Source organism: Novosphingobium sp. BL-S-32, from assembly GCF_056857055.1.
The window spans coordinates 1,609,343-1,636,093 of the sequence record NZ_CM166476.1 but is presented as its reverse complement, the minus strand read 5'-3'; the positions used below and the strand labels follow the sequence as shown (position 1 = coordinate 1,636,093).

The 26,751-nt window shown below is 66.8% G+C and carries 23 protein-coding genes; 6 read left to right on the top strand and 17 right to left on the bottom strand.

Annotated features, from left to right (window positions below; genetic code table 11):
• Positions 1-8: 8 nt before the first annotated feature.
• From AC1VVK_RS07500 to AC1VVK_RS07490, 3 genes are all read right to left on the bottom strand, one after another.
• Complete coding sequence (locus AC1VVK_RS07500; RefSeq protein WP_132390458.1) at positions 9-779, bottom strand: DsbA family protein; 771 nt, start codon at positions 777-779, stop codon at positions 9-11.
• Between the two features lie 126 nt (positions 780-905).
• A complete protein-coding gene (locus tag AC1VVK_RS07495; protein ID WP_482904973.1) occupies positions 906-1,679 on the bottom strand; it encodes a DsbA family protein in 774 nt (257 codons plus the stop codon).
• Positions 1,679-2,326, bottom strand: coding sequence for a DUF721 domain-containing protein (locus AC1VVK_RS07490; protein WP_482904972.1), 648 nt, complete (start codon positions 2,324-2,326; stop codon positions 1,679-1,681). The genes AC1VVK_RS07495 and AC1VVK_RS07490 overlap by 1 nt, the downstream gene beginning before the upstream one ends.
• A 29-nt stretch (positions 2,327-2,355) precedes the next feature.
• On the opposite strand from AC1VVK_RS07490, the gene AC1VVK_RS07485 reads away from it, so the two are divergent.
• From AC1VVK_RS07485 to nudC, 3 genes are read left to right on the top strand one after another with little or no spacing between them, the layout of a single operon-like run.
• A complete protein-coding gene (locus tag AC1VVK_RS07485) occupies positions 2,356-3,399 on the top strand; it encodes an A/G-specific adenine glycosylase (RefSeq protein WP_482904971.1) in 1,044 nt (347 codons plus the stop codon).
• 32 nt (positions 3,400-3,431) lie between these two features.
• Positions 3,432-4,712, top strand: coding sequence for a serine hydrolase domain-containing protein (locus AC1VVK_RS07480; protein WP_482905132.1), 1,281 nt, complete (start codon positions 3,432-3,434; stop codon positions 4,710-4,712).
• The gene (gene nudC / locus AC1VVK_RS07475; RefSeq protein ID WP_482904970.1) at positions 4,709-5,608 is read left to right on the top strand and encodes an NAD(+) diphosphatase; all 900 of its coding nucleotides are present in this window, start codon (positions 4,709-4,711) and stop codon (positions 5,606-5,608) included. Before AC1VVK_RS07480 ends, nudC begins: the two co-directional genes overlap by 4 nt.
• Before the next feature lie 104 nt (positions 5,609-5,712).
• Here the strand turns inward: nudC and AC1VVK_RS07470 are convergent, their stop codons facing one another.
• The 10 genes from AC1VVK_RS07470 to AC1VVK_RS07425 form a co-directional block, all read right to left on the bottom strand.
• Entirely contained in the window at positions 5,713-6,405 is a 693-nt protein-coding gene (locus AC1VVK_RS07470; RefSeq protein WP_482904969.1) for an HAD family hydrolase, read from the bottom strand.
• 453 nt (positions 6,406-6,858) lie between these two features.
• Positions 6,859-7,191: a YunG family protein gene (locus AC1VVK_RS07465; protein WP_482904968.1), complete on the bottom strand. Its 333-nt coding sequence runs from the start codon at positions 7,189-7,191 to the stop codon at positions 6,859-6,861.
• Between the two features lie 98 nt (positions 7,192-7,289).
• A complete protein-coding gene (locus tag AC1VVK_RS07460) occupies positions 7,290-8,552 on the bottom strand; it encodes an N-succinylarginine dihydrolase (RefSeq protein ID WP_132390470.1) in 1,263 nt (420 codons plus the stop codon).
• 114 nt (positions 8,553-8,666) lie between these two features.
• Complete coding sequence (locus tag AC1VVK_RS07455) at positions 8,667-9,686, bottom strand: arginine N-succinyltransferase (RefSeq protein ID WP_132390472.1); 1,020 nt, start codon at positions 9,684-9,686, stop codon at positions 8,667-8,669.
• A gap of 61 nt (positions 9,687-9,747) precedes the next feature.
• Positions 9,748-10,950, bottom strand: coding sequence for a hydrolase (locus tag AC1VVK_RS07450; RefSeq protein ID WP_482904967.1), 1,203 nt, complete (start codon positions 10,948-10,950; stop codon positions 9,748-9,750).
• The gene (gene astD, locus AC1VVK_RS07445) at positions 10,947-12,365 is read right to left on the bottom strand and encodes a succinylglutamate-semialdehyde dehydrogenase (RefSeq protein WP_482904966.1); all 1,419 of its coding nucleotides are present in this window, start codon (positions 12,363-12,365) and stop codon (positions 10,947-10,949) included. Before astD ends, AC1VVK_RS07450 begins: the two co-directional genes overlap by 4 nt.
• On the bottom strand, positions 12,362-13,393 hold the full coding sequence (locus AC1VVK_RS07440) for a 2-oxoadipate dioxygenase/decarboxylase family protein (protein ID WP_482904965.1): 1,032 nt from the start codon (positions 13,391-13,393) through the stop codon (positions 12,362-12,364). Before AC1VVK_RS07440 ends, astD begins: the two co-directional genes overlap by 4 nt.
• A 117-nt stretch (positions 13,394-13,510) precedes the next feature.
• The gene (locus AC1VVK_RS07435; protein ID WP_482904964.1) at positions 13,511-14,071 is read right to left on the bottom strand and encodes a nuclear transport factor 2 family protein; all 561 of its coding nucleotides are present in this window, start codon (positions 14,069-14,071) and stop codon (positions 13,511-13,513) included.
• On the bottom strand, positions 14,061-14,957 hold the full coding sequence (locus AC1VVK_RS07430; protein WP_482904963.1) for an SDR family NAD(P)-dependent oxidoreductase: 897 nt from the start codon (positions 14,955-14,957) through the stop codon (positions 14,061-14,063). The genes AC1VVK_RS07435 and AC1VVK_RS07430 overlap by 11 nt, the downstream gene beginning before the upstream one ends.
• Entirely contained in the window at positions 14,954-15,511 is a 558-nt protein-coding gene (locus tag AC1VVK_RS07425; RefSeq protein ID WP_482904962.1) for a nuclear transport factor 2 family protein, read from the bottom strand. The genes AC1VVK_RS07430 and AC1VVK_RS07425 overlap by 4 nt, the downstream gene beginning before the upstream one ends.
• A 258-nt stretch (positions 15,512-15,769) precedes the next feature.
• On the opposite strand from AC1VVK_RS07425, the gene AC1VVK_RS07420 reads away from it, so the two are divergent.
• Genes AC1VVK_RS07420 through AC1VVK_RS07410 form a run of 3 tightly spaced genes read left to right on the top strand, consistent with a single transcriptional unit; the run spans position 15,770 to position 20,097 of the window.
• On the top strand, positions 15,770-18,133 hold the full coding sequence (locus AC1VVK_RS07420; RefSeq protein ID WP_482904961.1) for a glycosyltransferase: 2,364 nt from the start codon (positions 15,770-15,772) through the stop codon (positions 18,131-18,133).
• Positions 18,105-19,418: a glycoside hydrolase family 130 protein gene (locus tag AC1VVK_RS07415; protein WP_482904960.1), complete on the top strand. Its 1,314-nt coding sequence runs from the start codon at positions 18,105-18,107 to the stop codon at positions 19,416-19,418. Before AC1VVK_RS07420 ends, AC1VVK_RS07415 begins: the two co-directional genes overlap by 29 nt.
• A 31-nt stretch (positions 19,419-19,449) precedes the next feature.
• Positions 19,450-20,097: a dihydrofolate reductase family protein gene (locus tag AC1VVK_RS07410; RefSeq protein WP_482904959.1), complete on the top strand. Its 648-nt coding sequence runs from the start codon at positions 19,450-19,452 to the stop codon at positions 20,095-20,097.
• A 351-nt stretch (positions 20,098-20,448) separates the two neighbouring features.
• On the opposite strand, the gene AC1VVK_RS07405 is transcribed toward AC1VVK_RS07410, so the two are convergent.
• The 4 genes from AC1VVK_RS07405 to edd are packed head-to-tail and all read right to left on the bottom strand — an operon-like array spanning position 20,449 to position 26,694.
• Positions 20,449-23,247, bottom strand: a complete 2,799-nt coding sequence (locus AC1VVK_RS07405) for a phosphoenolpyruvate carboxylase (RefSeq protein WP_482904958.1) — start codon at positions 23,245-23,247, stop codon at positions 20,449-20,451.
• Entirely contained in the window at positions 23,244-23,882 is a 639-nt protein-coding gene (gene eda, locus AC1VVK_RS07400) for a bifunctional 4-hydroxy-2-oxoglutarate aldolase/2-dehydro-3-deoxy-phosphogluconate aldolase (RefSeq protein ID WP_482904957.1), read from the bottom strand. The genes AC1VVK_RS07405 and eda overlap by 4 nt, the downstream gene beginning before the upstream one ends.
• The gene (locus AC1VVK_RS07395; protein ID WP_482904956.1) at positions 23,879-24,883 is read right to left on the bottom strand and encodes a glucokinase; all 1,005 of its coding nucleotides are present in this window, start codon (positions 24,881-24,883) and stop codon (positions 23,879-23,881) included. Before AC1VVK_RS07395 ends, eda begins: the two co-directional genes overlap by 4 nt.
• Complete coding sequence (gene edd / locus AC1VVK_RS07390) at positions 24,880-26,694, bottom strand: phosphogluconate dehydratase (RefSeq protein WP_482904955.1); 1,815 nt, start codon at positions 26,692-26,694, stop codon at positions 24,880-24,882. The genes AC1VVK_RS07395 and edd overlap by 4 nt, the downstream gene beginning before the upstream one ends.
• Positions 26,695-26,751: the final 57 nt, after the last annotated feature.

The window sequence follows — 26,751 nt, the reverse complement described above, 5'->3', positions numbered from 1 at the left end:
AGCGCGCATCAGCGCGCGCCGGCCTGCTGGAGCTTGGCTTCGAGCTCTTCGAATTCCATCGAACCGACCGAATTGCCGTTGATCAGGAAAGTCGGCGTGCCGGTGACGTTGAAGTCCTTGGTCGCCGTCTCGGTCTGATCGGCCAGCGCCTTGGCGCGGGCGGTATCGGCAAGGCAGCTTGCGGCCTGATCATGCGAGATCCCGCGCGAGGCGAAGAATTCGGTCATGCCGCTGACTTCGGCGATGGCGGGAAGCTGCTGTTCCTTCGGCATGCTCTGGATCGCTTCGAGCTTGGCCTTGTCCGCCGCCTGAAGCTTTTCGAACATGTTGGGCTGCCAGGCCCAGAACTGCTCGGCCAGCGGCAGCACGGCCTCGGTCGAACCGCAGGTGGCGAGCAGGGTGGCCGGGAAGTCATAGGCATTGAGCATGAAGAAGCGCAGTTCGTAGCTCACGCGGCCGCTGTTGACGTAAGTGCCGCGCAGCTTCTCGAACCCGGTGGTGGCGAACTTGGCGCAGTGCGAGCAGGACAGCGCGCCATATTCGACCAGCTTGATCGGGGCTTCGGGATTGCCGATGCGGAAGCCGCCCTCGGGAGTCTTCTCGACCACGTCGCTCCAGCTCTTGCCGGCGGGCGGGGCGACATTGGCCAGTGCCGTGCTGGAGGTGGGCGCGTCGGTCGACGTCGCATCGGTGGCCTTCTTTCCGCATGCCGCGAGGCCCAGCGCGAGCGGGACGACGGCAAGGCCGAGAACGATCTTACGGAAGGCGGGACGGGTCATCGATGCGAATCCTCGAATGGAAGTGCGAAAGCTAGCTCAAGCCTCGCGGTGTTCAAAGCGTGGGAAGCCGCCCATACGGCGGCTTTCCCACAGGAATCCGGCCTATAGGAGCCGGGGTTTTTCCGCTCAGACAGTGCCTTGGCGCAGGCCTGCCTGCTTGGCGGCAAGCGCCTTCGAGAGGCCCGGCCAGTCGTGCACGTCCAGCAGCTTGCCGTCGAGCACGAAGCTGGGGGTGCTGTTGGCGCCCACTGCCTCCACCGTCTTCTGCTGCTGTTCCAGCTTGGCGAAGGCGGCCTTGTCGTTGATGCACTGGTCTGCCTGCGCGTGGCTGACGCCCCACGGTGCGACCATCGAATAGAAGTCGAAGTCCGCCGCGATGGCGCGCATGCGGGTCTGGATGTCGCCCTGATACCACACCTGCTGACGGTCCTGCCCGATGGTGTTGAGCTTCGCCATCCAGATGTCCTGGGTGGCAAGGAACGCATTGTGGCGCACGAAGAAGCGCTTGGGATCACCGCACGTGGTGAGCATGGCGATGGTGAGGTCGATCGGGTTGCGCAGCAGGTTCGTCACCGTCACCGCGACTTGCCCCTTGGGCACCATGGTCTGGCGCAGCGGCACGTCGGAATCGCGCGTGAAGTGCGCGCAGTGCGGGCAGGTATAGCTGACGAATTCGACAACTTGCGTCGCCGCCCGGGGATTGCCCAGCATGTGGCTGCCGTCGGCCGTGACCGTGACCAGCGTGCCCCAGTTGGCCGGACCTGCGGGCCGGGGTGCCGGTTTCGTGGCCGGTTTGGCCGGTGCGGCGGCCTTGTGCACCGGCGCGGCGCCGGTGGCGAGCAGGGTGGCGGCGGCGAGCATGCCGATGCGCGCAGCGATCCCCGACTTTGAAAATTTCATCAATTCCCCCCGTTTTCCCTGGGTGTTTCGTCTCTGGATGATTCGTCCTTGGCGGCAAGACTGCGCGCCAGCGATTCGAGTACCGCGCGAAGCTCCGGATCGCCGACATCGCGCAGCGATTCCCCCAGTTCGAGCGGTACCGGTTTCAGCGTCGGCGCGGCAGTCTGCGGCTTTGGAGCAGGCGGCGGCTTAACCTCGCCTTGCCGGATTTTCGCTTTCGCCACGGCCTTGTAGCCGAAGAAGCGGTTCACCCGCTCGATGATCTCGGGCACCACGTGCTGGATCATCGGCGCATGGGCGGGGGCGACCACGAGCTGGAGAACGCCTTCGCTCTTTTCGCCGGGCGGGAAGCGGATCGATTCGGGCGAACAGACGCGGGCATGGCGGGCGCCGACGATCTCCGGCCAGCGGGTCACCACGCTCGATTGCACGAAGCCGAAGCGGCGGAAGGCGGTGCGGCCCACTTCGGGCATGAGATCGGCAATGGCGCGGGCCTGCCCGCCGCGCGCACGCTCAAAGCGGCGCGGCGTCTTGGCGGTTTCGGTGCCGGCTGCTTTGGCAGAGTTCTTCGCGGAACTCTTGCCGGAGCCCGTGGCCAAGCCCGTGCCCTTACCCTTGCCAGTGTTCTTGTGGGGATCCCGTTCCATTGTCGGCGCTCCAATGCCATAGGGCTGGCATGGACGCCAGCCGCGATACGATCTCCGAACTGCTTCTGGGCTGGTACGACCGTCATGCCCGCGCGCTGCCGTGGCGGGCGCCGCCGGGGACTGCCGCCCCAGAGCCCTACCGGGTGTGGCTGTCCGAAGTGATGCTCCAGCAGACCACGGTCGCAGCGGTGAAGGACTACTTCGCCGCGTTTACCGCAAGATGGCCGAAAGTGACCGACCTTGCGGCCGCCGCCGATGAAGAGGTCATGGCGGCATGGGCGGGGCTTGGTTACTACGCCCGCGCCCGCAACCTGCTCGCCTGTGCCCGCGCGGTGGCGGCGCGGGGCGGCATTTTTCCGGACAGCGAGGACGAACTGCGCGCGCTTCCCGGGCTGGGCGCCTATACCGCCGCCGCCGTTGCCGCGATTGCGTTCGGGCGCCGCGCGGTGGTGGTGGACGCCAATGTCGAGCGCGTGGTCTCGCGCCTCTTCGCGCTGGAGGAGCCACTGCCGGGCTCCCGCCCGACGATCCGCGCGCTGGCCGATACGATCACGCCGGACGCGCGGGCGGGCGACTTCGCGCAGGCCATGATGGACCTTGGCGCCACCGTCTGCACGTCCCGCGCGCCGCGCTGCCTGCTCTGCCCGCTCGCGGCGCCGTGCGAGGTACGGGCGCAGGGCGAACCGGAGCGCCTGCCGGTCAAGGCTGCGAAAAAGGCCAAGCCCACACGCAAGGGCCGGGCTTTCTGGATCGAGCGCGACGATCACGTCTGGCTGGTGCGCCGACCGGGCAAGGGCATGTTGGGCGGCATGCGGGCGCTGCCGGACGACGGCTGGTCGGCCCGCAGCGACGGCAGCGGCGAAGGTCCGGTGGCAGGGCCCTGGGACAATGCCGGCCGGGTCGCGCATGTCTTCACGCATTTCGCGCTGGAACTATCGCTGGCGGTTCATCTCGGCGCATCCGCCCAGCCGGAGGGCGAGGGCGAATGGTGGCCGCTCGACCGGATCGACGAGGCGGGGCTGCCCACGCTCTTTGCCAAGGCCGCAAGGCTCGCATTGGCCGAGGCGGCGTGAGCGAAGGCCTCTCCGTCCTGCTGAACCGGCGCATGGCCTTGCGCCTTGGCGTTGCAGCGGGACTTGGGGCGGGACTGGGAGCGGCGCTCCTACCGCGACTGGCATGGGCGGTGGAGCAGCCCGCCGCGCTGCCCAAGGTGACCGCGCTGGTCGACCGCTGGGTGGGCACCGGCAAGTTCCCCGGCATGGTCGCCACGCTCGGCCTGCCCGGACGCGAAGCGCAGTTCGTGGCGCGCGGCGCGCAAGGGTTCGACGATGGCACCCCGATGGGGCCAGACAGCCTCTTCCGCATCTATTCGATGACCAAGCCGGTCACCGGCATGATGGCGATGCAATTGATCGAGGAAGGCCGTCTCGCGCTCGATCAGTCGCTGGCCGATGTGCTGCCCGCCTGGCGCGACATGCGCGTGCAGGATCGCTACGACGGCCCGCTCGACAGGCTCCACGCCGCACCCGGGCCGATTACCATGCGCCACTTGCTGACGCATACCTCGGGCATCGGCTATTCGATCGTGCAGACCGGCCCGATCCGCGACGCCTATGTGAAGCAGGGGCTGGTGCCGGGGCAGGTGAGCCGGATCGAGGTGCCGGGGCTGACCTACGGCGCGCCGATCCACGGGCTGGACCATTTCGCCGACCGGCTGGCGACGCTGCCGCTGGTCGCCGATCCGGGCACGCGCTGGTCCTATTCGATGGGGCTCGATGTCATGGGCCGGGTGATCGAGGTGGTCACCGGCAAGCGCTTCGACGCCTATCTGGCCGAGGCGCTGTTCGGCCCGGCCGGGATGACCAGCACCGAGTTTCGCGTGGGGCCCGGCGATGTGCGCAGGCTCACCACCAATTACGGCGCGCTGGGCGGGGTGCTGGTGCCGATCGACCCGCCGGAAAGCTCGGTCTACCTCGATCCTCCCGCCTTTCCTTTCGGCGGTTCGGGCCTTGTCAGCAGCCCGCGCGACTATGACCGCTTCCTGCGCTTGCTCGCGCAAGGCGGCATGATCGACGGGCGGCGCGTGCTGTCCGAGCGGGCCGTGGCCGCGGGCACGTCCGACTTGTTGCCGCCGGGCGTGGACCGCTCGCACATGATCGCGGGCCCTTCCGGCTTCGGCGCGGGCGGACGCGTGGGGCAGGGAACGGAGGCCGGGATCTTCGGCTGGTCCGGCGCGGCGGGGACGGTGGGCATGGTCGACATGATCCACGGCCTGCGCTCGCAACTGTTCGTCCAGTTCATGCCGTCCGACGCATTGCCGCTCCTGCCCGAATTCCAGACCGCACTGAAGGCCGATGTCATGGCCCTGATGGAGACCCGCCCTTGATCCTGCCGATTGCCTTTTCCGGCGCCCACCTCGACCGCGCCGACCACTTGCGCAACGATCCCGAGGCGCTCGCCGCCGCCCGCAATGGCTCCGCGCGGCTCTTGCGGCTGGACGGCCTCGATGCGGTGCTGGCCGGTAGCGGGGCGCTGCTGTGGGACGGGATCGACCGCGCCGCGCCGGACAGCGAGCTGATCTTCCTCGGGCTGGATGGAGAGGCCGCCTGCTTCGCCGAAGTCCCGGCGGCCCAACCGCTGAGCGGCCCGCATGCCACGCCGGTCAACTGGCATGTGATGGCGGTGCTGCCGCCATACGAACTTGCGGCCTACGGCACCGCGCGCAGTCTGGTGAGCTGGCATGGCCGCCACCGCTTCTGCGCCGTCTGCGGCTCACCCACCGTGCTTGCAAAGGGCGGCTGGCAGCGCAACTGCACCAATGCGGAATGCCGCTCCGAGCATTTCCCGCGCGTCGATCCGGTCACCATCATGCTGGTCGAGCACGAGGGCCGCGCTTTGCTCGGCCGTCAGCCACGCTTTCCGGCAGGGCGCTACTCGACTCTCGCGGGCTTCGTGGAGCCGGGCGAGACGGTGGAGGAAGCCGTGGCCCGCGAAGTCTTCGAGGAAGCGGGCGTGCGGGTGCGCGATGTGCGCTATGTCGCCAGCCAGCCCTGGCCGTTCCCGTCTTCGCTGATGATCGGCTGCCATGCGGTGGCGGAAAGCGACGGGCTCACCATCGACACCACCGAACTGGAAGATGCCCGCTGGTTCACTCGCGCGGAAGTGGCCGAGGCGATGGAAGCCATCGGCCGGGGCGAGGGCGGCAAGGCCTTCGGGGCTCCGCCGCCGCATGCCATTGCGCATGTGCTGATGCGTTGGTGGCTGGATCTGGGGCAGGCCTGATCGGGGTTTCGCGCGGAGGCAGACGCGAAGGCGAAGGGTGAAAAGCGGCTTTGCCGCTCAAACAACGTCCCTCCGCGTCTCCGCGCCTCCGCGTGAAACCGTTGTCAGCGCGCCTCGACCGGCGCCAGCAGCAAGTCGCGCAGCGCCGAAAGGCTGGGCAGCACGCGCGCAGCCGCGAGCGTCATTTCCTCGGTTGCGGGCAGCAGGTCTGGCACGACGATCGTGGCGATCCCAGCCGCTGTCGCGGAGCGCAGACCGGCCGGGCTGTCCTCGACGGCGATGCAGTCCATCGGATCGATGCCGAGGCGGCTCGCCGCCAGCAGGTAGGGTTCCGGGTGCGGCTTCGCGTTCCGGACATCGCTGCGGGTAATCACCACGTCGAAATAGGACAGCAGCCCGGCCTTCTCCAGCCGCTGCGCGGCATAGGGCGCCTCGGTCGAGGTGGCGATGGCCATGGGCACGCCGGCATCGGCGAAGTGATCGAGGATCAGCTCCGCGCCGGGGCGCAGCGGGATACCGGCATCGACCATGGCCTCGAACAGCACGTCGCTTTCATCGAAGAACCGGTCGAGCGGGAAATCCGGGCCCATGGCGTCGGCCACGAGGCGGCGGCTGCCCTCGCGATATACCCCTACCATCGATGCCAGCAGTTCGTCGGGAACCGACACGCCCATGGCGCGGCCGACTTCCGCAAAGGCGCGGCGATGGCCGGCCTCCGTATCGAGCAGCGTTCCGTCCATGTCGAAGATCGCGGCGCGGATCGGATCGGGAAGCACGCGCGGGGCGGTGATGAGCATCGATGTAGCCATGTCTGCAATATGAAGGCTCAGCGTGGCGGAACCATTGCAAATCGTGAAACCATGCTTGCGAAAAGCGCTGAATGGTCCGGATTTCCATCCCGCACGCTCCGCACATCTTGAGCTTATCGAAGGAGATCAGGCCTCGCGCCTCGCCGCCGGGGGCTTCGACAAGCTCAGCCTGAGCGGGATCGGGAGGGAGGGAGAAAATAGAACCGCGCGCTCCCACCCACGTCATCGTGCGGAATATGACGATTGGAATGGGGGAATGAGGCACGCCTCCCGCCTTCGTCATCCTGAACTTGTTTCAGGATCCATTTTACCGCCTGCCCCGTGCTCCAATCGGCAACCCGCAAGCGTGGCGTCGTTCGCGCCTCCGTTCGTGATGGGCCGCGAAATGGATCCTGAAACAAGTTCAGGATGACGAAGGTTTTGACCCCGGTATTGACGAAATCATCGAAGCGTCTCGTCTTGGTTTCTGGCCAGATACGACAGCACCCGCCGACGAAGCAGCGCGCACCTTTCCACAGTGCCCGCGCTGTCACCCAACGCATTGCGGTCAAGAAGAACAAACCCTCGCACCACAGACTCGGACGGAAACTGTTTCCAGCTTAGATCCAGCCATTCAGCGCCTTCACCGCCGCCCCGTACGTTCCAGAAATGCTGTTCGATACTATCCCCGGTCCAGACTTCGCCCTTCGCGATTTCATACTCAGGGAAGAACCATTGGACGATGCGGGAGGTGGGATAGCATTGGCCGAAAGCCGGATTACCCGGACGGATCATGCCCCGATATGCCGTTCGGCGGTCCCAGGAGGCTTCCAGTGCCCGTGCAAGAAGCGGCAGATCTACGGTTCCCACCGCTCGCATCCGCGTGAAGTCCGCTAGAAAAGCTCGCGGTCCAGCTCTTCCAGCCCCAGTTCCTTGCAGAGCGCCGAGCGAGCGGCGATGCACTGCTGCCAGAGCGCTGGTTCGGACAAGTCCTCCACCGCGATCCGTTCGGGCCAGAGGCGGTCCACCAGCGCCTCGATGCGGTCGAGCTTGTCGGCCGTGGCGAGGAAGCGCGGGTCCACGGTCGCCGGATCGGCAACCACGCGCAGGCGCAGGCAGGCCGGGCCGCCGCCGTTGGCCATCGATTCGCGCAAGTCGTGGACGAACAGGTGCCGGATCGGGCCGTTTCCGGAAACGTGGCGTTCCAGCCAGTTCCACACGGGCGCCGCTGCCTGCGCCTCGCTTGGCAGAACCAGCGCCGCCTCGCCCGAGGGCAAGGTCAGCAATTGGGCATTGAAGAGGTAGGACTGGATCGCGTCGAACAGGCTGACTTCGCTGGCCGGTACTTCGACGATCTCGATATCCGGCAGTTTGGCGCGCAGTTCGGCGTAAAGCTTGTCGCGTTCGGCGAAGGCGTGTTCGTGGGTGAACAGCACGCGCTCGTTGGCGACGGCGACGACATCGTTGTGGAAGGCCCCGGCGGCAATTGCTTCCTCGGACTGCTGTGCCAGGATCGTGCGTTCGGGATCGAGCCCGTGCAGCCGCGCGACGGCGGCGCTGGCCTCGCGGTGCTGGCGGGCGGGATAGGGGCCGCCTGCCTCGCCGTAGACGAAGACCTCGATCCCCGGCGCATCATGGCTTGCGCAGAGGCGCATGTGGTTGGCCGCGCCTTCGTCTCCGAACGGCGGCGGAATCGGGCTGTGCACCGCGAAGTGGGCGCTATCGGCGAAAGCGATTTGCAGCTGCACCAGCGACTCGCGCCATTCGTAGCTGCGGTGCGGCATCGTCACCAGATTGGCGACGGTGAGGTGGCAGCGCCCGTCGGCCGTGTCCGGTGCGGGCGAGACGGTGGCGGCATTGGCCGCCCACATCGAGGAGGCCGACATGGCCGTGGCGCGCAGGCGCGGGTCGGCGGTTTCGACTTCGGTGCCGAGCCGGGCCAGCCAGCCTGCCGCAGGGCGGCGCTGGGGCAGGAAGAAGCCTTGCGACAGCCCCAGCTCCAGATTGGCGCGCATCTTGGCGAGCCCCTGCAACGCCGCGGAGCGCGGGGCCGAGACCTTGCCGAAGTTCCTCGTCGAGGCGAGGTTGCCAAGGCTGAGCCCCGCATAGTTGTGGCTGGGGCCGACGATACCGTCGAAATTGATCTCGGTGAGCATGGGGGTCTGTCTCAGGCGCTAGAGCATTTTCAAGTCAAGTGGAATCACCTGACGACTCGGAAAATGCGAAAAACAAACGATAAACAGAGCGCAATCCGGTTCGGAACGAATGGATTACGCTCCAGCGTAAGTGATACTGTCGCCCCGCTGCACGCCTAGCAGAGCGGCCGCGGCGGCATCAAGCGTTACGCCGCCATCTGCGGTGTCCACTTTGCCGAGGCATGCCCGAAATGCGGCGAGCCGCCCCGTAGCCACGAGGTGGCTGGCCTCTTCCTCGTCCGCCGGGGTGATGGCGGTGACTTCGGCGGTGCGCGCTTCCTGCACGGTGCGGATCTGGTCGGTCCGGGCGATCATGGTCGGGCCGCCATCGAAGATGTCGATATAGTTCTGGAACGCGAAGTTCTCGTTTTCCAGCATGCGCATCGCCGGGCGGCCGGAATAGTGCGGCTGGCCCATCACCTGCCGCGCGGCTTCGGACAGCAGCGCGCAGTAGATCGGGTGCTTGGGCATGAGGTCGGCAATGAACTGGTTGCCGTGCTTGGCGTTGAACTCGTCGGCATCGCGGAAGCTCATGTCGAAGAAGCGGCCCGCAAGGCCGTCCCAGAACGGCGAGTTGCCGGCATCGTCGATGGCGCCGCGCAGTTCGGCCAGCGTGGTATCGCCGAACCGCTCGCGGTGGGTCTTGATGAACAGGTAGCGGCTGCGCGCGAGCAGCTTGCCGACGCCCGCCGATCGCTCGGTGGCGTCAAGGTAGAGCCCACCCACTTCGCTGGCGCCGTCGAGATCGGTGCAGAGCGTCAGCATCTCGGCACGGAAGGTGCGGTCCAGCTCGCGCGAGTGCTGGGTGATGCGGCCGATGCGGTAGGAATAGAACGGAAACTCGGTGCCGACTTGCGAGAACGCCTGGCAGGTGCCGCGCACTTTGCCGGTGGCGGTGTCCTCAAGGATGAACACGAAAAGGTCGTTGGCGATCTCGTCGCCGGCGCGTGCGAAGCTCCGCGCCGTGCGGGACAGCTTGGCCTTCAGGGTCGGCTTGTCCGGCGGCAGGTTGGTGAAGCCGCCCCCGGTGCCCTTGGCCATGCGGTAGAGCGCTTCGAGGTCCTTTTCCTGTGCGGTGCGCAGGAGGAAAGTCATGCGGCAGGTACTCCGTGGCTCTATTATTGTTTTTAGATCATTTTCTTGAGGTTCGGGCGGGTTACCCGATTTGAAAATGCTCCAGGCGGTGCATCACGAGGGCAGTCAGGCGGGCGCGGGCGTCGAGCGAGCCGGCCAGCAGGAATTCGTCCGGCGAATGGATCGACCCGCCCAGCGCGCCCATCGTATCGAGCACGGGCACCCCGCAGGCGGCGATGTTGTTGCCGTCGCAGACGCCGCCGGTGTCCTTCCAGCTCATCGGCTGGCCAAGGTCGGTCGCGGCCTTGCTGACGAGGCCGTAGAGCGCCTCGGTCTTGTCCGAGATCGCCTTGGGCGGGCGCGAGACATGGCCGTGGATGTGGATGTGCACGTCATGCGCGGCCGAGACTTCGGCCACGGCAGCCTTGATGTACGCCTGCGCCTCGGCTGCGAGTTCGGGCGTGGCTGGGCGCATGTTGAAATGCAGGATCGCGAGATCGGGCACCGTGTTGTTGGGCGCGCCGCCCTCGATCTTGGCGGGGTTCACCGAAAGGTCCGGACGGCGCATCGCGGCGAGGCGCAGGGCGAGGTCGCTGGCGGCGACCACCGCATTGCGCCCGTCCTCGGGATTGCGCCCGGCATGGGCGGAGCGGCCGTGAACGACGACGGCATAATTGCCCGAACCGGGCCTTGCGCGCGCCATCTGGCCGCCGGGCAGCGCGGGTTCATACGTCAGCGCTGCCACTTTGCCGCGCGCCAGTTCGGCGATCAGCGCGGCGGAGGAGAGAGAGCCGGTTTCCTCATCGCTGTTGATGAGGACATCGTAACCGAGCTTCGGGCTGGATCGCTCATAGGCGCCAAGGCCCGCCAGCATCAGCGCCAGGCCGCCTTTCATGTCGGCGGTGCCGGGGCCGTGGAGTGTGTCCTCGTCCAGCCAGTCGCAAGTCTGGAAGGGGTGCTCGCGCGGGTAGACGGTGTCCATGTGGCCGGTCAGGATCACCCGGCGCTCGGCCTCGGGCCGCACCGAGAGCACGAGATGGCGGCCGTGGACGATCTCGCGGGTCTGGCCCTGACTGTCCACTTTCTCGACCGGGGCGGGATCGACCAGCCGCAGATCGCCGGGCAGCGCCGCGAAGGCATCGGCAAGGCGCGTGGCCATTGCCGCGAGCCCTTCGACATTGGCGGTGCCGCTGTTGATCGCGGCCCAGTCCAGCGTGTGCGCAAGGATCGGGGCCCGTTCGACCGGGGCGAGAAGATCCCGTTCCGCTCCGGTCAGGCCCGTCATCCGTTTAGCTTGCCGGTTAGCGCGCCGCTGTTGCCCGCGACCGTCCCCGCCTCGAAACTGGCGACCGGATAGGCGCAGTAATCGGCGGCGTAATAGGCGCTGGGGCGGTGGTTGCCGCTGTCGCCAAGGCCGCCGAAGGGCATCGATCCGGCAGCGCCGGTGGTCGGCCGGTTGCGGTTGACCACGCCCGCGCGGCTTTCCAGCACGAAACGATCCCACAGTGCGTCGTCACCGCTGACAAGACCCGCCGAAAGGCCGAAGCGCGTGGCATTGGCGGCGGCCATGGCGGCATCGAAGTCCGGCACGCGCGTCACTTGCACGATGGGGGCGAAGATCTCCTCATCGGGCACGTCCACGCCGGTCACGTCGAGAATGCCGGGGGTGACGAAAGCGCCGCTGCGGTCCTCCACGCCCCCGAAGGCGCGGATCACCGTGGCGCCGCGTTCGACCAGTTCGGCGAAGCGGGCCTTGGCGGCCTCGGCGGCTTGAACCGAGATCATCGGGCCGAACCACGGTTCGGGCGTCTCGTGCCATTCGCCAATGGTCACGCGGTCGGCCAGTGCGGCGACGGCGTCGACCATCGCGGTGCCGAATTCGGTGTCCGGCACGATCAGGCGCCGCGCGCAGGAGCAGCGTTGGCCGGTGGTGATGAAGCTGGACTGCACGACCACCGAGGCGGCCTCGTCGAGATCGCCGTCCCACACGACCAGCGGGTTGTTGCCGCCAAGTTCGAGTGCAAGGATCACGTCGGGCCGATCCGCAAAGATCCGCCGGAAATGCGCGCCCGCACCTGCCGAGCCGGTGAACAGCAGCCCGTCGATATGGCCGGCCACCAGTGCCTCGCCAGTGGCGCGGGCGCCGTGGACGATCTGGAACACGCCGTCCGGAAGGCCGGCTTCGGCCCAGGCGTCGGCCATCGCCTGCCCGGTCGCCGGGGTCATTTCGGAAGGCTTGAACACCACGGTGTTGCCCGCCAGCAGGGCGGGAACGATGTGACCGTTTGGCAAGTGGCCGGGGAAATTGAATGGCCCCAGTACGGCCATCACGCCATGGGGACGGTGGCGCAGCACGGCAGCACCGAACGGCATGTCCTGCCGCTTTTCGCCCGCGCGTTCGGCTTGCGAAGCGATTGAGATGCCGACTTTGCCGACCATCGACGCCAGTTCGGTGCGCGTCTCCCAGAGCGGTTTGCCGGTCTCGCGCGAGATCACTTCGGCAATCGCGTCCTTGCGGCTTTCGAGCACGGCCTTGAACCGCTGCGCTGCCTCGACGCGCGCGGCGACGGGCAGGGCAGCCCATGCCGGGAATGCCGCGTGGGCGCGGGCGAGCGCGGCGTTCACCGCCTCGGCATCGGCAATTTCGCCTTCCCAGACGAGCGCGCCGCTGGCCGGATCGAAGGACTGAAGCTGGCTCATGCGTTCCTCGTCACGGCGAAGATGCCGGTGGCGTTGCCCGAATCGAACGTGAGATCGAGCTTGCCGGTCTCCGGATCGATGTCGCGGGTGATGAATTCGTAGAACGATCCCGGCACCGGCAGCGGCACGTCCCTGCCGTCGGCCTCCCGGAACGGGCGCACGATCTTGTCGGCCAGGATCGCGGTCTGGCGAACGCGGCCGTTCTGGGAGATCTCGACCGCTGCCTTCATCGGATAGCCCGCGTCCTTCAGCGTGTCGGACAGGGTCAACACATCGGCGGTTCGGGTGGTCGCGTGGTTGAAGGCATTGCCTTCGGTCGCGATCCAGGCGCCTTCCTTGGTTTCCGGCAGCAGCAGTTCGTAATCGGCCAGCGCGGGCGTTTCATGCTGGCGCTCGAAGCAGGCGAGCGCGCCCTTAAGCGCGGTAACTGCCGTGTCGAAAGCGCAGGCCCCGTCGCTGGCGAGCGAGTCGAGCGCGGCCCATTCGGCCTTGCCCAGCGGGTCCTTCGATGTGCCGAAGACATTGGCGCACGCGCCTTGGGCGGCTTCGGGAAGCTGGTCGACATGAAGTTCGGAGACGAAGAACTGCGGGATCGTTTCCGGCAGGTCGCGCTGGACATAGGCGCGGCCCGTCATCTTCAGCTTGGGCAGCGGATAGAGGCCGCCGACCTCGTAACCCAGCGGGGCAAGGAAGCGGCCGAACGCCATGTGGCCGCTCGGCAAGTCGCCGGTCTCGCCGTCGATGGTGCGCAGGGCGCCGTGGTCGAAGACGATGGTCTCGCCCGCCGCACGCACGGTGTCGATATAGCGCTGCGCGGTCGGCACACGGTCGAGCAGGTCCGCGAAGAGCGCGGCGTTGAGCGCCATGGCCACTTGGGCGCGGCTGACGGTGTCACCCGTGCCCGCAAGCGCCGGGTCGATGGTCAGCGTGGTGAGCGCCAGCGCGGCCTTGTCGGCGCCGACAGTGGCGGCGAGCAGGCGGAAGAGCGTCTGGTCCGGATTCGCGTGAGATTGGGGGGCGGAGGGCATCGTTTCCCGTCGGTCCTGTTGTTTCGCGTGAGCCAGACATAGGAAAGGCCCCGGGCCAAGTCCATGGCGCGCGGGGCCTTGATGCGCTTTTTTGTCTATACGTAATTGGGCGCGGGATCAGAGGTTGGTCGGCGCCCTCCGATTGACCAGCGGACGCTGGTAGCTGGGATCCTCGTTCGACCGCGCAGTGACGCCGTTGAGTGCGATGTCGGATACGTCCGCGAATGGCACGGGCAGCGGCACCGGCTGGTGGCACCATTCGATTACATTGGTGCGCAAGGCGATGCGCCACTCGCCGCCGCGGCGCTCCAGCCGGTCGACATAGCGGCCGCCGGCGATCCAGATGCTTTCGTCGCGGTTGCGGCCGACGAACTGGTAGTAAGTCTCCGAATGCGCGGTATCGCCATCCACGTCGATGTTCGACTGAAGCAGGGCGTGATGGGTCAGGATCTGCCCGGCCTCATGCATCGGCACCGCCCAGTCCCAGCAGGCGGACGCGGAGCCGACGAACGGTCCGGCCGCCATTTCGGCATCGTCCCAGAAGGCGGAGAGGTAGGTGTCCCGGTCGAACCGGTCCATCCCGCGCGAGAAGCGTTCGAGGCATTCGCGGATGTCCTGCTTGTCCAGCAGCAGGTCGATCCGCGCGTTACGGTCAGTGGTCGTGCCTTCAGTGGCCATGATAGTCATTCTCCCGGATTGGGCCCCAGAGCGGGCTGCCGCGCTTTGCGCGCATGGATTCGATTTCGCGTCCGTCCACGTCGGTCACGCCATATTCGCGGGCGAGTTCGGCGGTGATGTAGGTGGCACCGCTGCGCTCCATGATGGCCGGATCGGCGGCCATGGCGGCGATCACGCGGCCCGGATGCTCGACCGAGCTGCCCGCCTGCCCGGTGATCGAACCGGTCATCTTGCCCGCCATTTTGGCAAGGTTGTCCTTCGCCTTTTCGGTGAGCGTAAGCCCCTGCCACAGGCAGATCGAGGCGACGCCGTGCGGCTCCAGCTCGATCGCCATGTCGCGCGACATGCGGTCCACCGCCGACTTGGACGTGCCGAACACGGTGCCGTAGGTATAGGTCACGCCGGTATAGCCGGAGATCGCGACGATCAGCCCCGAACCCTGCGGGGCCATGATCCCGGCCGCGTGCCAGGCGGCGACGAAGTTGGACCTGACGCCCACGTCCCACATTTCGAGGTTCGAGAGCGGTTTTTCCCAGAAACCCTTGGGCTCCAGCAGGTCGTCGGAAAGCTGGAAGGCATTGTTGACAAGGATGTCGAGCCGGCCCTGTTCCACGGCAACCCGCTCGAACAGCATGGCCACGGCCTTGTCGTCGGCATGATCGCAGGCGACGGCGATGCCCTTTCCTCCGCTCGCCTGTCCGCGTTCGGTGCATTGTGCGGCGGTCTCGCCTACGGTGCCGGGCAGGTAATAATCGCCCTCCTGCACGCTGCGGCCGGTGACGTAGACGGTGGCGCCTTGCTCGGCGAGCACGAGCGCGATGCCCTTGCCGATGCCGCGGCTGGCGCCGGTGATGACGGCGACTTTTCCGGCGAGAGGTGCGCTCATGCGAAGAAAGCCTCGCTGAAATCGCCTTTCGCGGTGCCGCCGAAGTGCGCGGCGTGGAAGGGATAGCCCATCACCCCGGTCGACCAGTCGGCCGCGCTGCCCCAGTCCTGCTCCCAGTCATAGAGCATGGTGCGCGCGGCGATGCGCCATTCGCCGTCGCGTTTCTCGAAACGGTCGAGATAACGCCCGCCGATGCAGGTATCGCGTTCGCCGGATTTTTCGGCTCCGGAACCCATGTCGATACGGTGATAGGAGATCACGTGCGTCTCCACCCGCGCCACTTCGCTGCCGAGTTCGATATGGCTCTGGCCCAGCACGTGCTGGGTGTTGCGGATGGCATCGGCGCCGGGGACGACCCAGGCCAGATAGGCGGGAAAGTCCCCCTTGTAGACGCCGTAATCGAATGTGGCGTCGCTCCACCAGCAGCCCTCGATCAGCGCGGCATCGCGTCGGTCCTCGCCGCGCGCCAGGCGGGCGAGGCAGGCGCGGATCGCCTCACGGTCGATGAGGGCGGCCACGGCAGCACTTGGCGCGGCACTTGGGCTCTCGTTCATCTCTTGTCTCTCCCGGTCATTGCCCTGTTCCTGCCGGGCATAGCTCCGAATCGCGCGCTCGGAGCGGCCAATCGATAGCGGCGCCGTGTTTCGCGCCCCGGCGATGGCGCGGTCGAAACATGTCATTCCCGCTCGGCAGATCGCCGTCCGGCACCGCTTCGGCTCGTCATTGCACTTTTTTTGCAGTGCAGCGGGAAACTCGTGCCATGCTCGCGCTTTGAGGACTCGATCACCCTCCTGCCCCCCCAAGGAGCGCGCATGAACTGGTTGTCCCGTGATGGCGAACCCGGTTGGAAATCGGGTTCGGATAAAGTGCGTTCGATTTTTGACGCCGCCAACGAAACCGAAGCCGACAAGCGGGTGGAACCTGCGCATATTGCCCTCGTCGGCAATTTTTCCCCTCGCAAGTGCGGTATCGCTACCTTCACCACCGATATTTTCGAGCAATTGCGCGATCATCATCCGGAAATCACGGTGGATGTTCATGCGCTGGACGATCCGGCGCATCCGCTCGCCTATCAGGGCATCGCCGGCACCATCGCCTGCAACGATCCCGAGGATTATGCCCGCGCCGCGCGGCAGATCAACGAGAGCGGCGTGGATGCGGTCTGGCTCCAGCACGAATATGGCATCTTCGGCGGCGAGGATGGCGAGATGGTGTGCCATTTCGTCGACCGGCTGGCCGCGCCGCTGATCGTGACACTGCACACCGTGTTGCTGGCACCCACTGCTCACCAGCGCGTGATCCTTGAGCATCTGGCTGCGCGCGCCTCGCGGATCATGGTTATGTCGCGCTATTCGCGGGACCTGCTCCAGCGCGAATACAACGTGCCGGCCGGGGTGATCGAGGTTATCGAGCATGGCGCGCCGGACCGGCCGTTCGGCCGTCAGGAGCATTTCAAGGCGCAACTTGGCCTCACCGGTCGCAAGGTGCTGATGAGTTTCGGCCTGCTTTGCCCCGACAAGGGGCTGGAACATGCCATCGCCGCGCTTCCGGCCATCGTCGCCGAGCATCCCGAAGTGCTTTACCGGATCGTCGGGGCCACGCACCCCAATCTGGTGGCGATCGAGGGCGAGGCCTATCGCGAGCAGCTGGAGGCGCTGGCCGCCGAACTCGGTGTTTCCGAGCACATCGCCTGGGACAACCGCTTTCTGGAAACGAGTGAACTGCTCGACCAGTTGGAGGCCTGCGATATCTACATGACGCCCTATCCGGGGCTCCAGCAATCCACTTCGGGCACGCTGAGCTATGCGGTGGCGCTGGGCAAGGCGCTGGTTTCCACCCCCTATGTCCACGCCCGCGAACTGCTCGGAAACAGCGTGGGCATGCTGATCGAGCCGGGATCCAGCACCGCCATTGCTGATGCGGTTACCGCGCTGCTCGGCGATGAGGAGGAGCTTGCCGCCATGCAGCGCCGCGCCTGGGCGCGCGGACGCGAGATGATCTGGCCGCGTTTCGCGGAAAGCTCGGCGCGGCTGATTGCCCATGCCCGCGCGCCGCGCCCCGTCATGTCGCCGGTTACGGCCACGCCGGGGCTCTCTGCGGTGTTCGCGATGAGCGACGCCACCGGCATGCTCCAGCACAGCATCGGCGTGGTGCCGGACCGCCGCCATGGCTATTGCCTGGACGACAACGCCCGCGCGCTGATGCTGATGAACGTGGCAGAGGGCCTTCCCGCCGCGGAGCGGATGAAGTGGAGCCTCGCCTATGCGGGCTTCGTGCAATATGCCTGGAACGCGGATCTCGGCCGTTTCCGCAACTTCATGCGCTATGACCGGTCATGGTGCGAGGACGAGGGATCGGAGGATTCCAACGGCCGCGCGCTCTGGGCGCTGGGCCAGACGCGCGAATGCGTGCCGGACCACTCGCTGGGCGAATGGGCGCTCGACTTGTTCGAACAGGCGCTGGGCGCGGTGGACGAGGCCGGATCGCCGCGCGCGGTGGCCTTTGCCATGCTCGGCGCCTGCGCGGTGCTGCGGCGCGATCCCTCTCATGCCGCCGCGCGCGCGCGGGTGGAGTCGGGCGGCGATTTCCTGATGAAGCTGCTCGGCCATGGCCGCCGTCCCGACTGGGCCTGGTTCGAAGCCGTGCTCGGCTATGACAACCCGCGCCTGCCGCAGGCTCTGATCGAGGCCGGCATGGCTCTGGGCCGCGAGGACTGGATCGGCGACGGGCTCGCCACGCTCGAATGGATCTGCCACCAGCAGGTCTCGGCGCGGGGGCAGTTCCGGCCCATCGGTTCCGAGAGTTTCCACAAGCCCTACAGCTACTTGCCGTTCGACCAGCAGCCGCTGGAAGCACAAGCCGCCATCGAGGCATCGCGCACTGCATGGCGCGCCACGCACGGCGCGTTCTGGCGCGAACATGCCCTGGCGGCGTGGCGCTGGTTCTTCGGCGGCAACGATCGCGGGGTGGTTCTGGCCGATCTCGTGTCCGGGCGCTGCCGCGACGGCGTGACCCCGCGTGGGGTAAACGGCAATTGCGGTGCGGAATCCGTTCTCGCTTTCCAACTTTCACACTATGCTATGGCGGAACTCGCCGAGTTGGGCCCATTGGCATCAACGGGTCCGCTGGCATCCGGAGGAGGTTGGCTTGAACCGGCCCGAGACAGCCTGGTCTGAACCGCTGCATATTTTCGAAACGCGTCTCCACGCCGATCCGTCGCGCGTGGTGCTCCGACCGTTCCACCTCGGGTGGCAGGCGAAAAACGCGCCCAGTACGCGGGCGATGAACCTCGTGGAGGATATCGCCGCGCTCACCGAAGAGCGCGCCGATGCCGAATACGAGCGCGTGCTGCGCGACTTCAAGGAGCGCCACTGGCAGACCGAGAACATCTTCGCCGAACGCTTCGCCGAAGTGGCGGCGAATCTCGATCTCGATCCCTCGCGCTTTTCCGAGGCGCGCCAGCGGCTGATCGGGGCCTATTTCTGCCACGAATACACATTCGCGGCGGCGGCGCTGATGAACCCCTCGATCGTGCCCGCGCCCGACCAGTCGGGCATGCAGGACGGCTCGGTGCGTTTCATCATGAGCCTGCGCGCGGTGGGGGAAGGGCACATCAGCTCGATCGCCTTCCGCGAAGGCATTGCCGAGGAAGACGGCACGTTCAGCCTCTGGCCGCAGGCCTCCTTCGCGACATCGGTGGAACTCGACGACGAGGAGCAGATCGATGCCGAGGACACCAACGTCTTCGTCCATCGCCATCCCGAATCGAGCCTGTCCAACACGGTGATCTTCCCGATCACCGAACAGCAGCGCGGCGGGCTGGAAGACTTGCGCCTTGTCCGTTTCGACCATGGCGACGGCGATTACGAGTGGATCGGCACCTATACGGCCTATTCGGGCAGCTCGATTCGCTCCGAACTGCTGCGCACGCGCGATTTCCGTGCGTTCGAGCTGGAGCCGATCCACGGCCGCGCCGGGCGCAACAAGGGCATGGCGCTGTTTCCGGAGAAGATCGACGGAAAGTACGTGATGGTCGGCCGCCAGGACGGCATGAACCTCTATCTCCTCAAGTCCGACGTGCTGGAGAACTGGGACGACGAGGGCGAGCTGCTGATGGAGCCCGAATATCCTTGGGAGTTCATCCAGATCGGCAATTGCGGCAGCCCGGTCCGGACCGAGCATGGCTGGCTGCTGTTCACCCACGGGGTTGGCGCCATGCGCAAGTATGCGCTCGGCTGCGCGCTACTCGATCTCAAGGACCCTTCGAAAGTCCTCGCCCGCACCGTGGAACCGGTACTGACCGCCGAGAATGCGGACCGTTCGGGCTATGTGCCCAACGTGGTCTACACCTGCGGCGTGCTGAAAGTGGGCGAGCGACTGCTGATTCCTTACGGCATTTCCGATAGTACGGTAGGCTTCGCCACGTGCGAGATTTCCGCACTGATGGGGCTGATGGCGTAACGGCCGGCAGGCGCGTTGCAAGGAGGGGTGGATGACGGGGCGTGTCAGAGCGGCAGGGTTTTCCCTGTCCCTTGATGGATTCGGTGCGGGGCCTGAGCAGAGTCTTCAGGATCCGCTGGGCAAGCGGGGGCAGGAACTCCACGGCTGGTTGGTCGGAACCAAATTCTTCAAGACCATGATCGGCGGAGAGGGCGGCTCTGAGGGCGTGGACGAGGCGTTTGCCCAGCGTTCGATGGACGGCTTCGGCGCCTTCATCCTTGGCCGGAACATGTTCGGCCCCGAGCGCGGGGCATGGCGGGACTTCGATTGGAAGGGCTGGTGGGGGGATAATCCGCCCTACCACGCGCCGACGTTCATCCTGACGCACCATGCCCGCGATCCGATCGTCATGGAGGGCGGCACCACGTTCCACTTCGTTACGGAAGGGATCCACGAGGCACTTGAGCGTGCCCGGGCTGCTGCGGGCGGGCTTGATGTGAAGATCGGCGGGGGCATTTCGACGGTTCGCCAATATCTGGCGGCGGGGCTGATCGACGAACTGCATTTCGCGATTTCGCCCGTCCTGCTCGGACAGGGCGAGGCGATGTTCGAGGGGCTGGATCTTCCTGCCCTTGGATATCGTGTGGTGGAATCGACTGCCACGGAACTTGCAATGCACGTCACGCTTGGGCGGCAATAGAGCGGTTGACCCTCCGTTTTTGCCGGGCGGCCATCGGGTCTATCCCGGCCTTTTCTCCAATCCCGCTCAGGCTGAGCTTGTCGAAGCCCCCTGCGGGCGTGGCGCGAGGCTGCCATCCTTCGACAAGCTCAGGATGAGCGGGGGAGGGAGAAGAGGGGTTGGAGGGGCGGATGAGTGGAGTGAGCTTCACGGTGCACCCGTAACCCGTCCTCCCGCTTCCTTCGCGCGACGTCGCAAAGAAAAGCGGGGCCCCCGCCTTCGCGGAGGAGACGCATGAGAATCGCGGTTCCGCCGAGGCGAAGCGCACCACCGTTTCCCGCATGACTATCGCCATGCGGGAAACGGTGCGGATCACCCGTGCGCGCCGAACTCGTTTGCCAGCGCCGTGGTGATCCGCAGTGACAGCGCATAACACCGCGCGATTGGATCGATGAACTCGCGGTGGATCCGGGTGTAGCCGGTCGCGCTCGAATCCGGGTAGTCGCTCGGCGTGTCGACCGTGAAGTCGTCGATCGAGGGAAAGCTCGTCGGGAACGCGCGGCGCAGCTGGGCGAGGCCGTCCTCGACGCGCAGGGTGAAGAACATCTCCAACACGTCATCGCGGCTGATGTCGTTGGCGCGGCTGAACGGCGGCACCATGACCACGCGCAGGAACATGTGCTTGAACAAGGCGATGCGCAGCGATTGCAGCACGCCGAGGCTGCGGCGGGTATGCTCGCGGTCCGGCAGCGGTTCCTCGTTCGGCAGCAGGTCGAGCAGGAAGTGCAGCTTCATCGCATCGACCCGCAGGCGCGAGGCGAGGCGGCGGAACACGCCCGTCCGGTCATCCTTGGTGAGGTATTCGGCCAGCTTCAGGCAGGCATCGGCGATATGCTGCTCGTCGCCGCGATAGGGGCGGCTGGCCCAGTAGGCCGAGTTGAATAACTCGCCATAAGCCGCCACCGTCTTGATCGAGCCCAGCGCATCGGCGGCGCGGGCCATCCGCATCAACTGCTGCCCGCGCTCGCTTTCGCGCAGGAGCGCGGCGATTTCCTCGCGGTTGCCATCGGACGCGGTGCCGATGCCGGCGATCACGTTCACCGGGTAACCAAGCTGCTGGAGGATGGCATTGTGCGGGATCGCGCGGATCTGGCGCAGGCTCATCGAACGGTCGGCGCTGAGGTCCGACTGACGGCGCGACTTGCGGCTGCCGGTATCGTTCAGCAGGCCCAGCCCGAAAGCGGTGATCGCACGGCTGTAGGTCGAGCTTTCGAGGTGCTCGTGCTGGACGGCACGGATGGCGCGGTAGAAGTCCAGGCTGAGGTCGGTGCGGCGATAGAACAGGTCGGTCGGCGCATCGGCGTCCGCGCCCCACAGCGGCATTTCGGCCATGCGGGCGAGCGTGGCGAGCGCCAGTTCGTCCGATCCGAACCAGAGGTAGCCGTCGCCGCCCTGGAACGAGACTTCAGGCTCCAGCCGGATCCCGGCGCGCAGGAAGCGGCGGCGGGACCAGGGCGACATCGGCCAGTCGAACCGGTCCTTCAGGCTGGACGGATGCGCGCCGCGGCCCATCGATTCGCCGTGAGTGTTGAAGATCAGCGCCGAAACGTCGGTCAGCCCATTGGCGACCATCGCTTCGGACAGGCGGCCCTGCAAACGCTCGATGGCGAGCGCGGCGGGGATCTGCCCGACGAAGCGGCCTGCATCCGAGAAGCCGGTCTGGATCGAGACGCGGCCGCGCTTGTGGGCATATTCGCGGTAGGCAGGCTCGGCCAGCACAGCGTCGAGGAAGCGGCCGCCGTGTTCGAGCGCACTCTCGGTCTCGAACAGCGGCGAGACGTCCACCTTCTCGTCGATCCCGAACATCCGCGCGAAATAGAGCGCGGCAAGGATCGTGGTCGGCTCCTCGCACTCGGCCACCAGCATGCGGATCGGCGCGTCGGCGTCCACATGCGCGAGGATCTGCGCCATGGCCAGGAACTGGCGTACGGCGGTGGAATTCTCGATGGCGAGGGCGGCGAAGTTGGAGCGGAGCGGCGTGACTTCGGCCAGCAGCTCGCGCATGCGGACCAGCGCGGCCTGGCTGGCGAGGTTCAGCTTGCCCTGCGGGTCGATGCGCAGGCGGATCGCGTTCTGGAGCTGCGAGGAGTTCACGCGGAAGTGAATCCAGCCCATGCCAAGGCCGTCCGCGCGCATGGCGGCAGCGGCGACGAGAAGCGCGCGGGCCTGCTCCTGATCGGCGTGGCGCGCCTCGTTCTCGAGATCGTCGATCACGCTTTCGAGGCTGGTCAGCTTGTCCGGATGCTCGGCGGTAAGGGCATTGGCCGCATGCGACAGCGCTTCGGGCGAGGACAGGTCCTCGGCAAAATGCGCCGCCATCTCGGCAGCCAGCGCACCGGCGCGGGCGAGCCGTGCGGAGATCTGCGGCGCGGCCTGGGCGAGCATGTTCGCATAGCTGGCAAGGCGCTGGGCCTTTTCCTGCAAGCGGTAGCGGATCGAAGTGGACCAGCCGATATCGGTGCGGCCGTCCATGTCGTAACCCACCCACGAGGCGAAGCGCACCGGCATCGGGTGCAGGCTTTTCCAGCGCTTGGGCCAGCGGGCGGCGGCAATGTCGAACAGGCGGGCATTGATGCGGTCGCGGGCCTTCTGGCCGCGCGCGATCGCTTCGAGGGCCTTATCGTGCTCGTAATCGAGCGTGATGTGGTCGCGTTCCGGCGAGGCCACGCAGACCGAGGCGACACTGAAATCGCCATTGGAGGCGGAATGGGTCACCGCCTCGGTCTGGGCCGAGGACAGCAGGAACGTGGGATGCGCGGTGAACACGACATGCGCGGCGGGGCGCTGCCAGCGCACTGCGAAAGCCGTGAAGTCATCGCCCTTGCTGGCCGCATCCGCCGCCGCATCGATACGGGCGTCGTTGTCGGCAAGGCCCACCGGGGCGAGCAGCCGGTCGAGACGGGCGGCGCGGGCGCGCAGGCCCTCGCAGTCCATCTCGGCGACGAGAGCCTCGATCTGGTCGAGGCTCATCTCGCCGGTTTCCAGCTTCCTCGACAGTTCGAGGCCCAGCTGGAAGACCGGGTTATAGAGCGGCGTCTGAGCCGTGAGGACGTGAAGCTCCTGGAGCCGGGCGTCGAGGTCCTCGACGGTGGTCAGCGCCAGCGCAGTCATCGTGCAAGCCCCGCTGCGGCGCGGGCCGCTGCCTCGATCTTGGCGACGTCCGGCTTGCCCTTGGGGACCATCCAGCTTCCGCCCACGCAGAGCACCGAATCCAGCGCCAGCCATTCCGGCGCATTCTCCGGCGTGACGCCGCCGGTCGGGCAGAACTTCGCCTTGAACAGCGGGGCCGAGATCGCCTTGAGCGCCGGGGGGCCGCCTGCCGCCATGGCGGGGAAGAACTTCAGCCGTTCGAACCCGCATTCCAGCGCGAACATCACGTCGCTGGCATTGGCGGTGCCGGGCAGGAAGGGAACCTGCGCCTTGTAGGCGGCTTCGGCCAGCAGCGGGGTGAGGCCGGGCGAGACGATGAACTCGGCGCCCGCGTCGATCGAACGCTTGAGGTCGTCGGGCGAGAGCACCGTGCCCGCGCCGACCACGGCGCCCGGAACCTGCTTCATCACCTTGATCGCTTCGATCGCGCATTCGGTGCGCAGCGTCACTTCGAGGGCGGGCAGGCCGCCCGCGACCAGCGCTTCGGCGATCGGCAGGGCGTGTTCGATATCCTCGATCACCAGCACCGGGATCACCGGGGCAAGGCGCATGACCTTCTCGACCGCGGCGGACATGGAATTGATCTGGGTGGTCATTCGGCGTGTTCCCTGACGTAGGCGGCAGCCGCGCCGAACAGGCCGGGCTGCGGATGGGTGATGAGCTTGACGGGGATCTGCGCCATCATCGAGGCGAACCGCCCCTTGGCGCGGAAGCGCTCCGAAAAGCCCGAGGAAAGAATGGTTTCGCGAATGCGGTAGCCAAGGCCGCCGGCAATGACGACGCCGACGGCACCATGCGCCAGCGCATAGTCGCCCGCCGCGCTGCCCAGAGAGAGACAGAAGCGGTCCACGGCGGCCACGGCCAGGCTGTCCTGATGGCTGGTGCCCGCCTGCCAGATCGCCACGTCGGTCAGATCGTGCACCGCACGGCCCTCCATGGCGGCCAGCGCCTGGTAGATATCGACGATGGCCGGGCCGGAGACGACGCGCTCCACCGAGACGCGGTTGTGCCGCTTGCGCAGGCGCGCGAGAATGCCGTCCTCGATCAGGTCGAGCGGGGCATAGTCGACATGGCCGCCCTCGGTGGCCTGCACATGGTAGTAACCGCCCTGGCTGCGCGGCTGGCCGCTGCGCCACAGATGCGCGACGCCAAGCCCGGTGCCGGGCCCGAGCACGCTGATCGTGCCGGCGGCCGGCAGCGGCACGTCCGGGCCCGCAAGGTGCAGGAACTGGTCTTCCGGCGCGAGCGCCACGGCGTAGGCGACCGCCGCAAAATCGTTGACGACGGTGTAGCGCTCTACGCCCAACATCTCATTGATCAGCGCGGGGCGAATGATCCACGGGTTGTTGGTGAAGCGGATCACCTCGCCGCCGACCGGCCCGGCAATCGCGATCGAGACTGCCGGGGGCAGGGTTCCGCCATTGCGCTCCCGGAAGGCCTGCCAGGCAAGCTGGAAGCTGCCGTGGTCGCTGGTGTGAAGCGTTACCGGCTCGTCCAGCGTGATCTGGCCATGCTCGTCCACCGAGGCCAGCGCGAAGCGGGCGTGGGTGCCGCCGATATCGACGGCAACGAGTTCGGTGCTCTTTCCCTTGGTCATAGCCCGGCAACCTCCAGCATCGATGAACCACCCTGTTCGGCGCCGCCCGCATTCATGCGGAACATCGCGAAGAGTTCGCGGCCCATGCCTTCCGCCGGAGCGGGAAGCGGGGCGGGACTGCGGCCGGAAAGGTCGGCCGTGGTCGAAAGCGTGCCGTCGACCGCGCAGAGACGCACCACGTCGCCGTCCTGAAGATAGGCGATGGGGCCGTCCGCCAGCGCTTCCGGGGTGACGTGGATCGCCGCCGGGACTTTGCCCGAAGCGCCCGACATGCGGCCGTCGGTGACGAGTGCCACCTTGAAGCCGCGATCCTGCAGCACGCCCAGCGGCGGGGTCAGCTTGTGCAGCTCCGGCATGCCGTTGGCGCGTGGGCCCTGATGGCGCACGACCACCACGACATCGCGGTCAAGCTCGCCCGCCTTGAAGGCGTTGATGACGGCTTCCTGCGTCTCGAACACGCGGCAGGGCGCCTCGATGGTCCAGCGCCCCTGATCGACCGCACTCGTCTTGAAGGTGGCGCGGCCGACGTTGCCGGAGACAAGGCGCATGCCGCCGTCGGGCAGGAAAGGCTTTGCCACCGTGCTCAGCATGGCGTCGTCCCCGCTGACGGCGGGGGCGGGCTTCCACGTGAGTTCGCCGTCATTGAGCGTCGGCTCGGTGGCATAGGCGCGCATGCCGTCCTTGGAGACAGTGAGGATGTCCTCATGCGCCAGACCTGCGTCGAGCAGTTCGCGGACCACCCAGCCCATGCCGCCGGCGGCATGGAAGTGGTTCACGTCGCCCGAACCGTTGGGATAGACGCGCGTGATCAGCGGCACGGCGCCCGAAAGCTCGTCGAAGTCTTCCCAGTCGATCACGATCCCGGCGCTGCGGGCCATGGCGGGCAGGTGGATTGCGTGGTTGGTCGATCCACCGGTGGCCAGCAGGCCGACGATGGCGTTCACGATCGCCTTCTCGTCCACGACATGCGCCATCGGGCGGAAGTCGTCGCCCTTGCGGGTCATTTCGGTCACGCGGTGGACAGCGGCGCGGGTCACGGCCTGACGCAGCGGCGTGTTCGGCGGCACGAAAGCGGCGCCCGGGATATGCAGGCCCATCATCTCCATCATCATCTGGTTGGAGTTGGCGGTGCCGTAGAAGGTACAGGTTCCGGCCGAGTGATAGCTGGCGCTTTCGCTGGCCAGCAGTTCCTCACGCCCCACCTTGCCCTCTGCATAGAGCTGGCGGACCTTCTGCTTCTCCTTGTTGGAGATGCCGCTGGGCATCGGGCCCGAGGGGATGAACACGGCGGGCAGGTGGCCGAAGCGCAGCGCGCCCATGACGAGGCCGGGCACGATCTTGTCGCAAATGCCCAGCAAGGTCATGCCGTCATACATCGCGTGGCTCAGCGAGACGGCGGTGGACAGCGCAATGGTGTCGCGGCTGAACAGTGACAGTTCCATGCCGTCGAAGCCTTGCGTCACGCCGTCGCACATGGCGGGCACGCCGCCCGCGACCTGCGCCGTCGCGCCCACTTCGCGGGCATAGAGCTTCATCTGTTCCGGATAGCGGCCATAGGGCTGATGCGCCGAAAGCATGTCGTTATAGGCAGTGACGATGCCGACGTTGATCGCCTTGCCGGTGGCAATGGCGGGCTTGTCCTCACCGCTGGCGGCAAAGCCATGCGCAAGGTTGGAGCACGAAAGGAACGAGCGGTCCGAATGGCGGCCGGCTTCGCGGTCGACCATGGCGAGATAGCGTGCGCGGCTGGGCTTCGATCGCTCGATAATGCGATCTGTCACGCGGGCGACCACCGGGCTGAGGTTGCTCATGGGGTTACTCCTGCACTTTCCGTCTGTCTTTTTGTCTCAGCCTTCCGAAGCCGTCGC

Bases quoted from the DNA above. Each gene is read 5' to 3' on its own strand.
- AC1VVK_RS07440 (WP_482904965.1), bottom strand. From the start codon at position 13,393: ATGCCCTCCGCCCCCCAATCTCACGCGAATCCGGACCAGACGCTCTTC.
- AC1VVK_RS07395 (WP_482904956.1), bottom strand. From the start codon at position 24,883: ATGACCAAGGGAAAGAGCACCGAACTCGTTGCCGTCGATATCGGCGGC.
- AC1VVK_RS07495 (WP_482904973.1), bottom strand. From the start codon at position 1,679: ATGAAATTTTCAAAGTCGGGGATCGCTGCGCGCATCGGCATGCTCGCC.
- AC1VVK_RS07410 (WP_482904959.1), top strand. From the start codon at position 19,450: ATGACGGGGCGTGTCAGAGCGGCAGGGTTTTCCCTGTCCCTTGATGGA.
- AC1VVK_RS07405 (WP_482904958.1), bottom strand. From the start codon at position 23,247: ATGACTGCGCTGGCGCTGACCACCGTCGAGGACCTCGACGCCCGGCTC.
- astD (WP_482904966.1), bottom strand. From the start codon at position 12,365: ATGAGCCAGCTTCAGTCCTTCGATCCGGCCAGCGGCGCGCTCGTCTGG.
- eda (WP_482904957.1), bottom strand. From the start codon at position 23,882: ATGACCACCCAGATCAATTCCATGTCCGCCGCGGTCGAGAAGGTCATG.
- AC1VVK_RS07430 (WP_482904963.1), bottom strand. From the start codon at position 14,957: ATGAGCGCACCTCTCGCCGGAAAAGTCGCCGTCATCACCGGCGCCAGC.
- AC1VVK_RS07435 (WP_482904964.1), bottom strand. From the start codon at position 14,071: ATGGCCACTGAAGGCACGACCACTGACCGTAACGCGCGGATCGACCTG.
- AC1VVK_RS07480 (WP_482905132.1), top strand. From the start codon at position 3,432: ATGGCCTTGCGCCTTGGCGTTGCAGCGGGACTTGGGGCGGGACTGGGA.
- AC1VVK_RS07465 (WP_482904968.1), bottom strand. From the start codon at position 7,191: ATGATCCGTCCGGGTAATCCGGCTTTCGGCCAATGCTATCCCACCTCC.
- edd (WP_482904955.1), bottom strand. From the start codon at position 26,694: ATGAGCAACCTCAGCCCGGTGGTCGCCCGCGTGACAGATCGCATTATC.
- AC1VVK_RS07425 (WP_482904962.1), bottom strand. From the start codon at position 15,511: ATGAACGAGAGCCCAAGTGCCGCGCCAAGTGCTGCCGTGGCCGCCCTC.
- AC1VVK_RS07455 (WP_132390472.1), bottom strand. From the start codon at position 9,686: ATGACTTTCCTCCTGCGCACCGCACAGGAAAAGGACCTCGAAGCGCTC.
- AC1VVK_RS07490 (WP_482904972.1), bottom strand. From the start codon at position 2,326: ATGGAACGGGATCCCCACAAGAACACTGGCAAGGGTAAGGGCACGGGC.
- AC1VVK_RS07450 (WP_482904967.1), bottom strand. From the start codon at position 10,950: ATGACGGGCCTGACCGGAGCGGAACGGGATCTTCTCGCCCCGGTCGAA.
- AC1VVK_RS07460 (WP_132390470.1), bottom strand. From the start codon at position 8,552: ATGCTCACCGAGATCAATTTCGACGGTATCGTCGGCCCCAGCCACAAC.
- AC1VVK_RS07470 (WP_482904969.1), bottom strand. From the start codon at position 6,405: ATGCTCATCACCGCCCCGCGCGTGCTTCCCGATCCGATCCGCGCCGCG.
- AC1VVK_RS07485 (WP_482904971.1), top strand. From the start codon at position 2,356: ATGGACGCCAGCCGCGATACGATCTCCGAACTGCTTCTGGGCTGGTAC.
- AC1VVK_RS07500 (WP_132390458.1), bottom strand. From the start codon at position 779: ATGACCCGTCCCGCCTTCCGTAAGATCGTTCTCGGCCTTGCCGTCGTC.
- AC1VVK_RS07420 (WP_482904961.1), top strand. From the start codon at position 15,770: ATGAACTGGTTGTCCCGTGATGGCGAACCCGGTTGGAAATCGGGTTCG.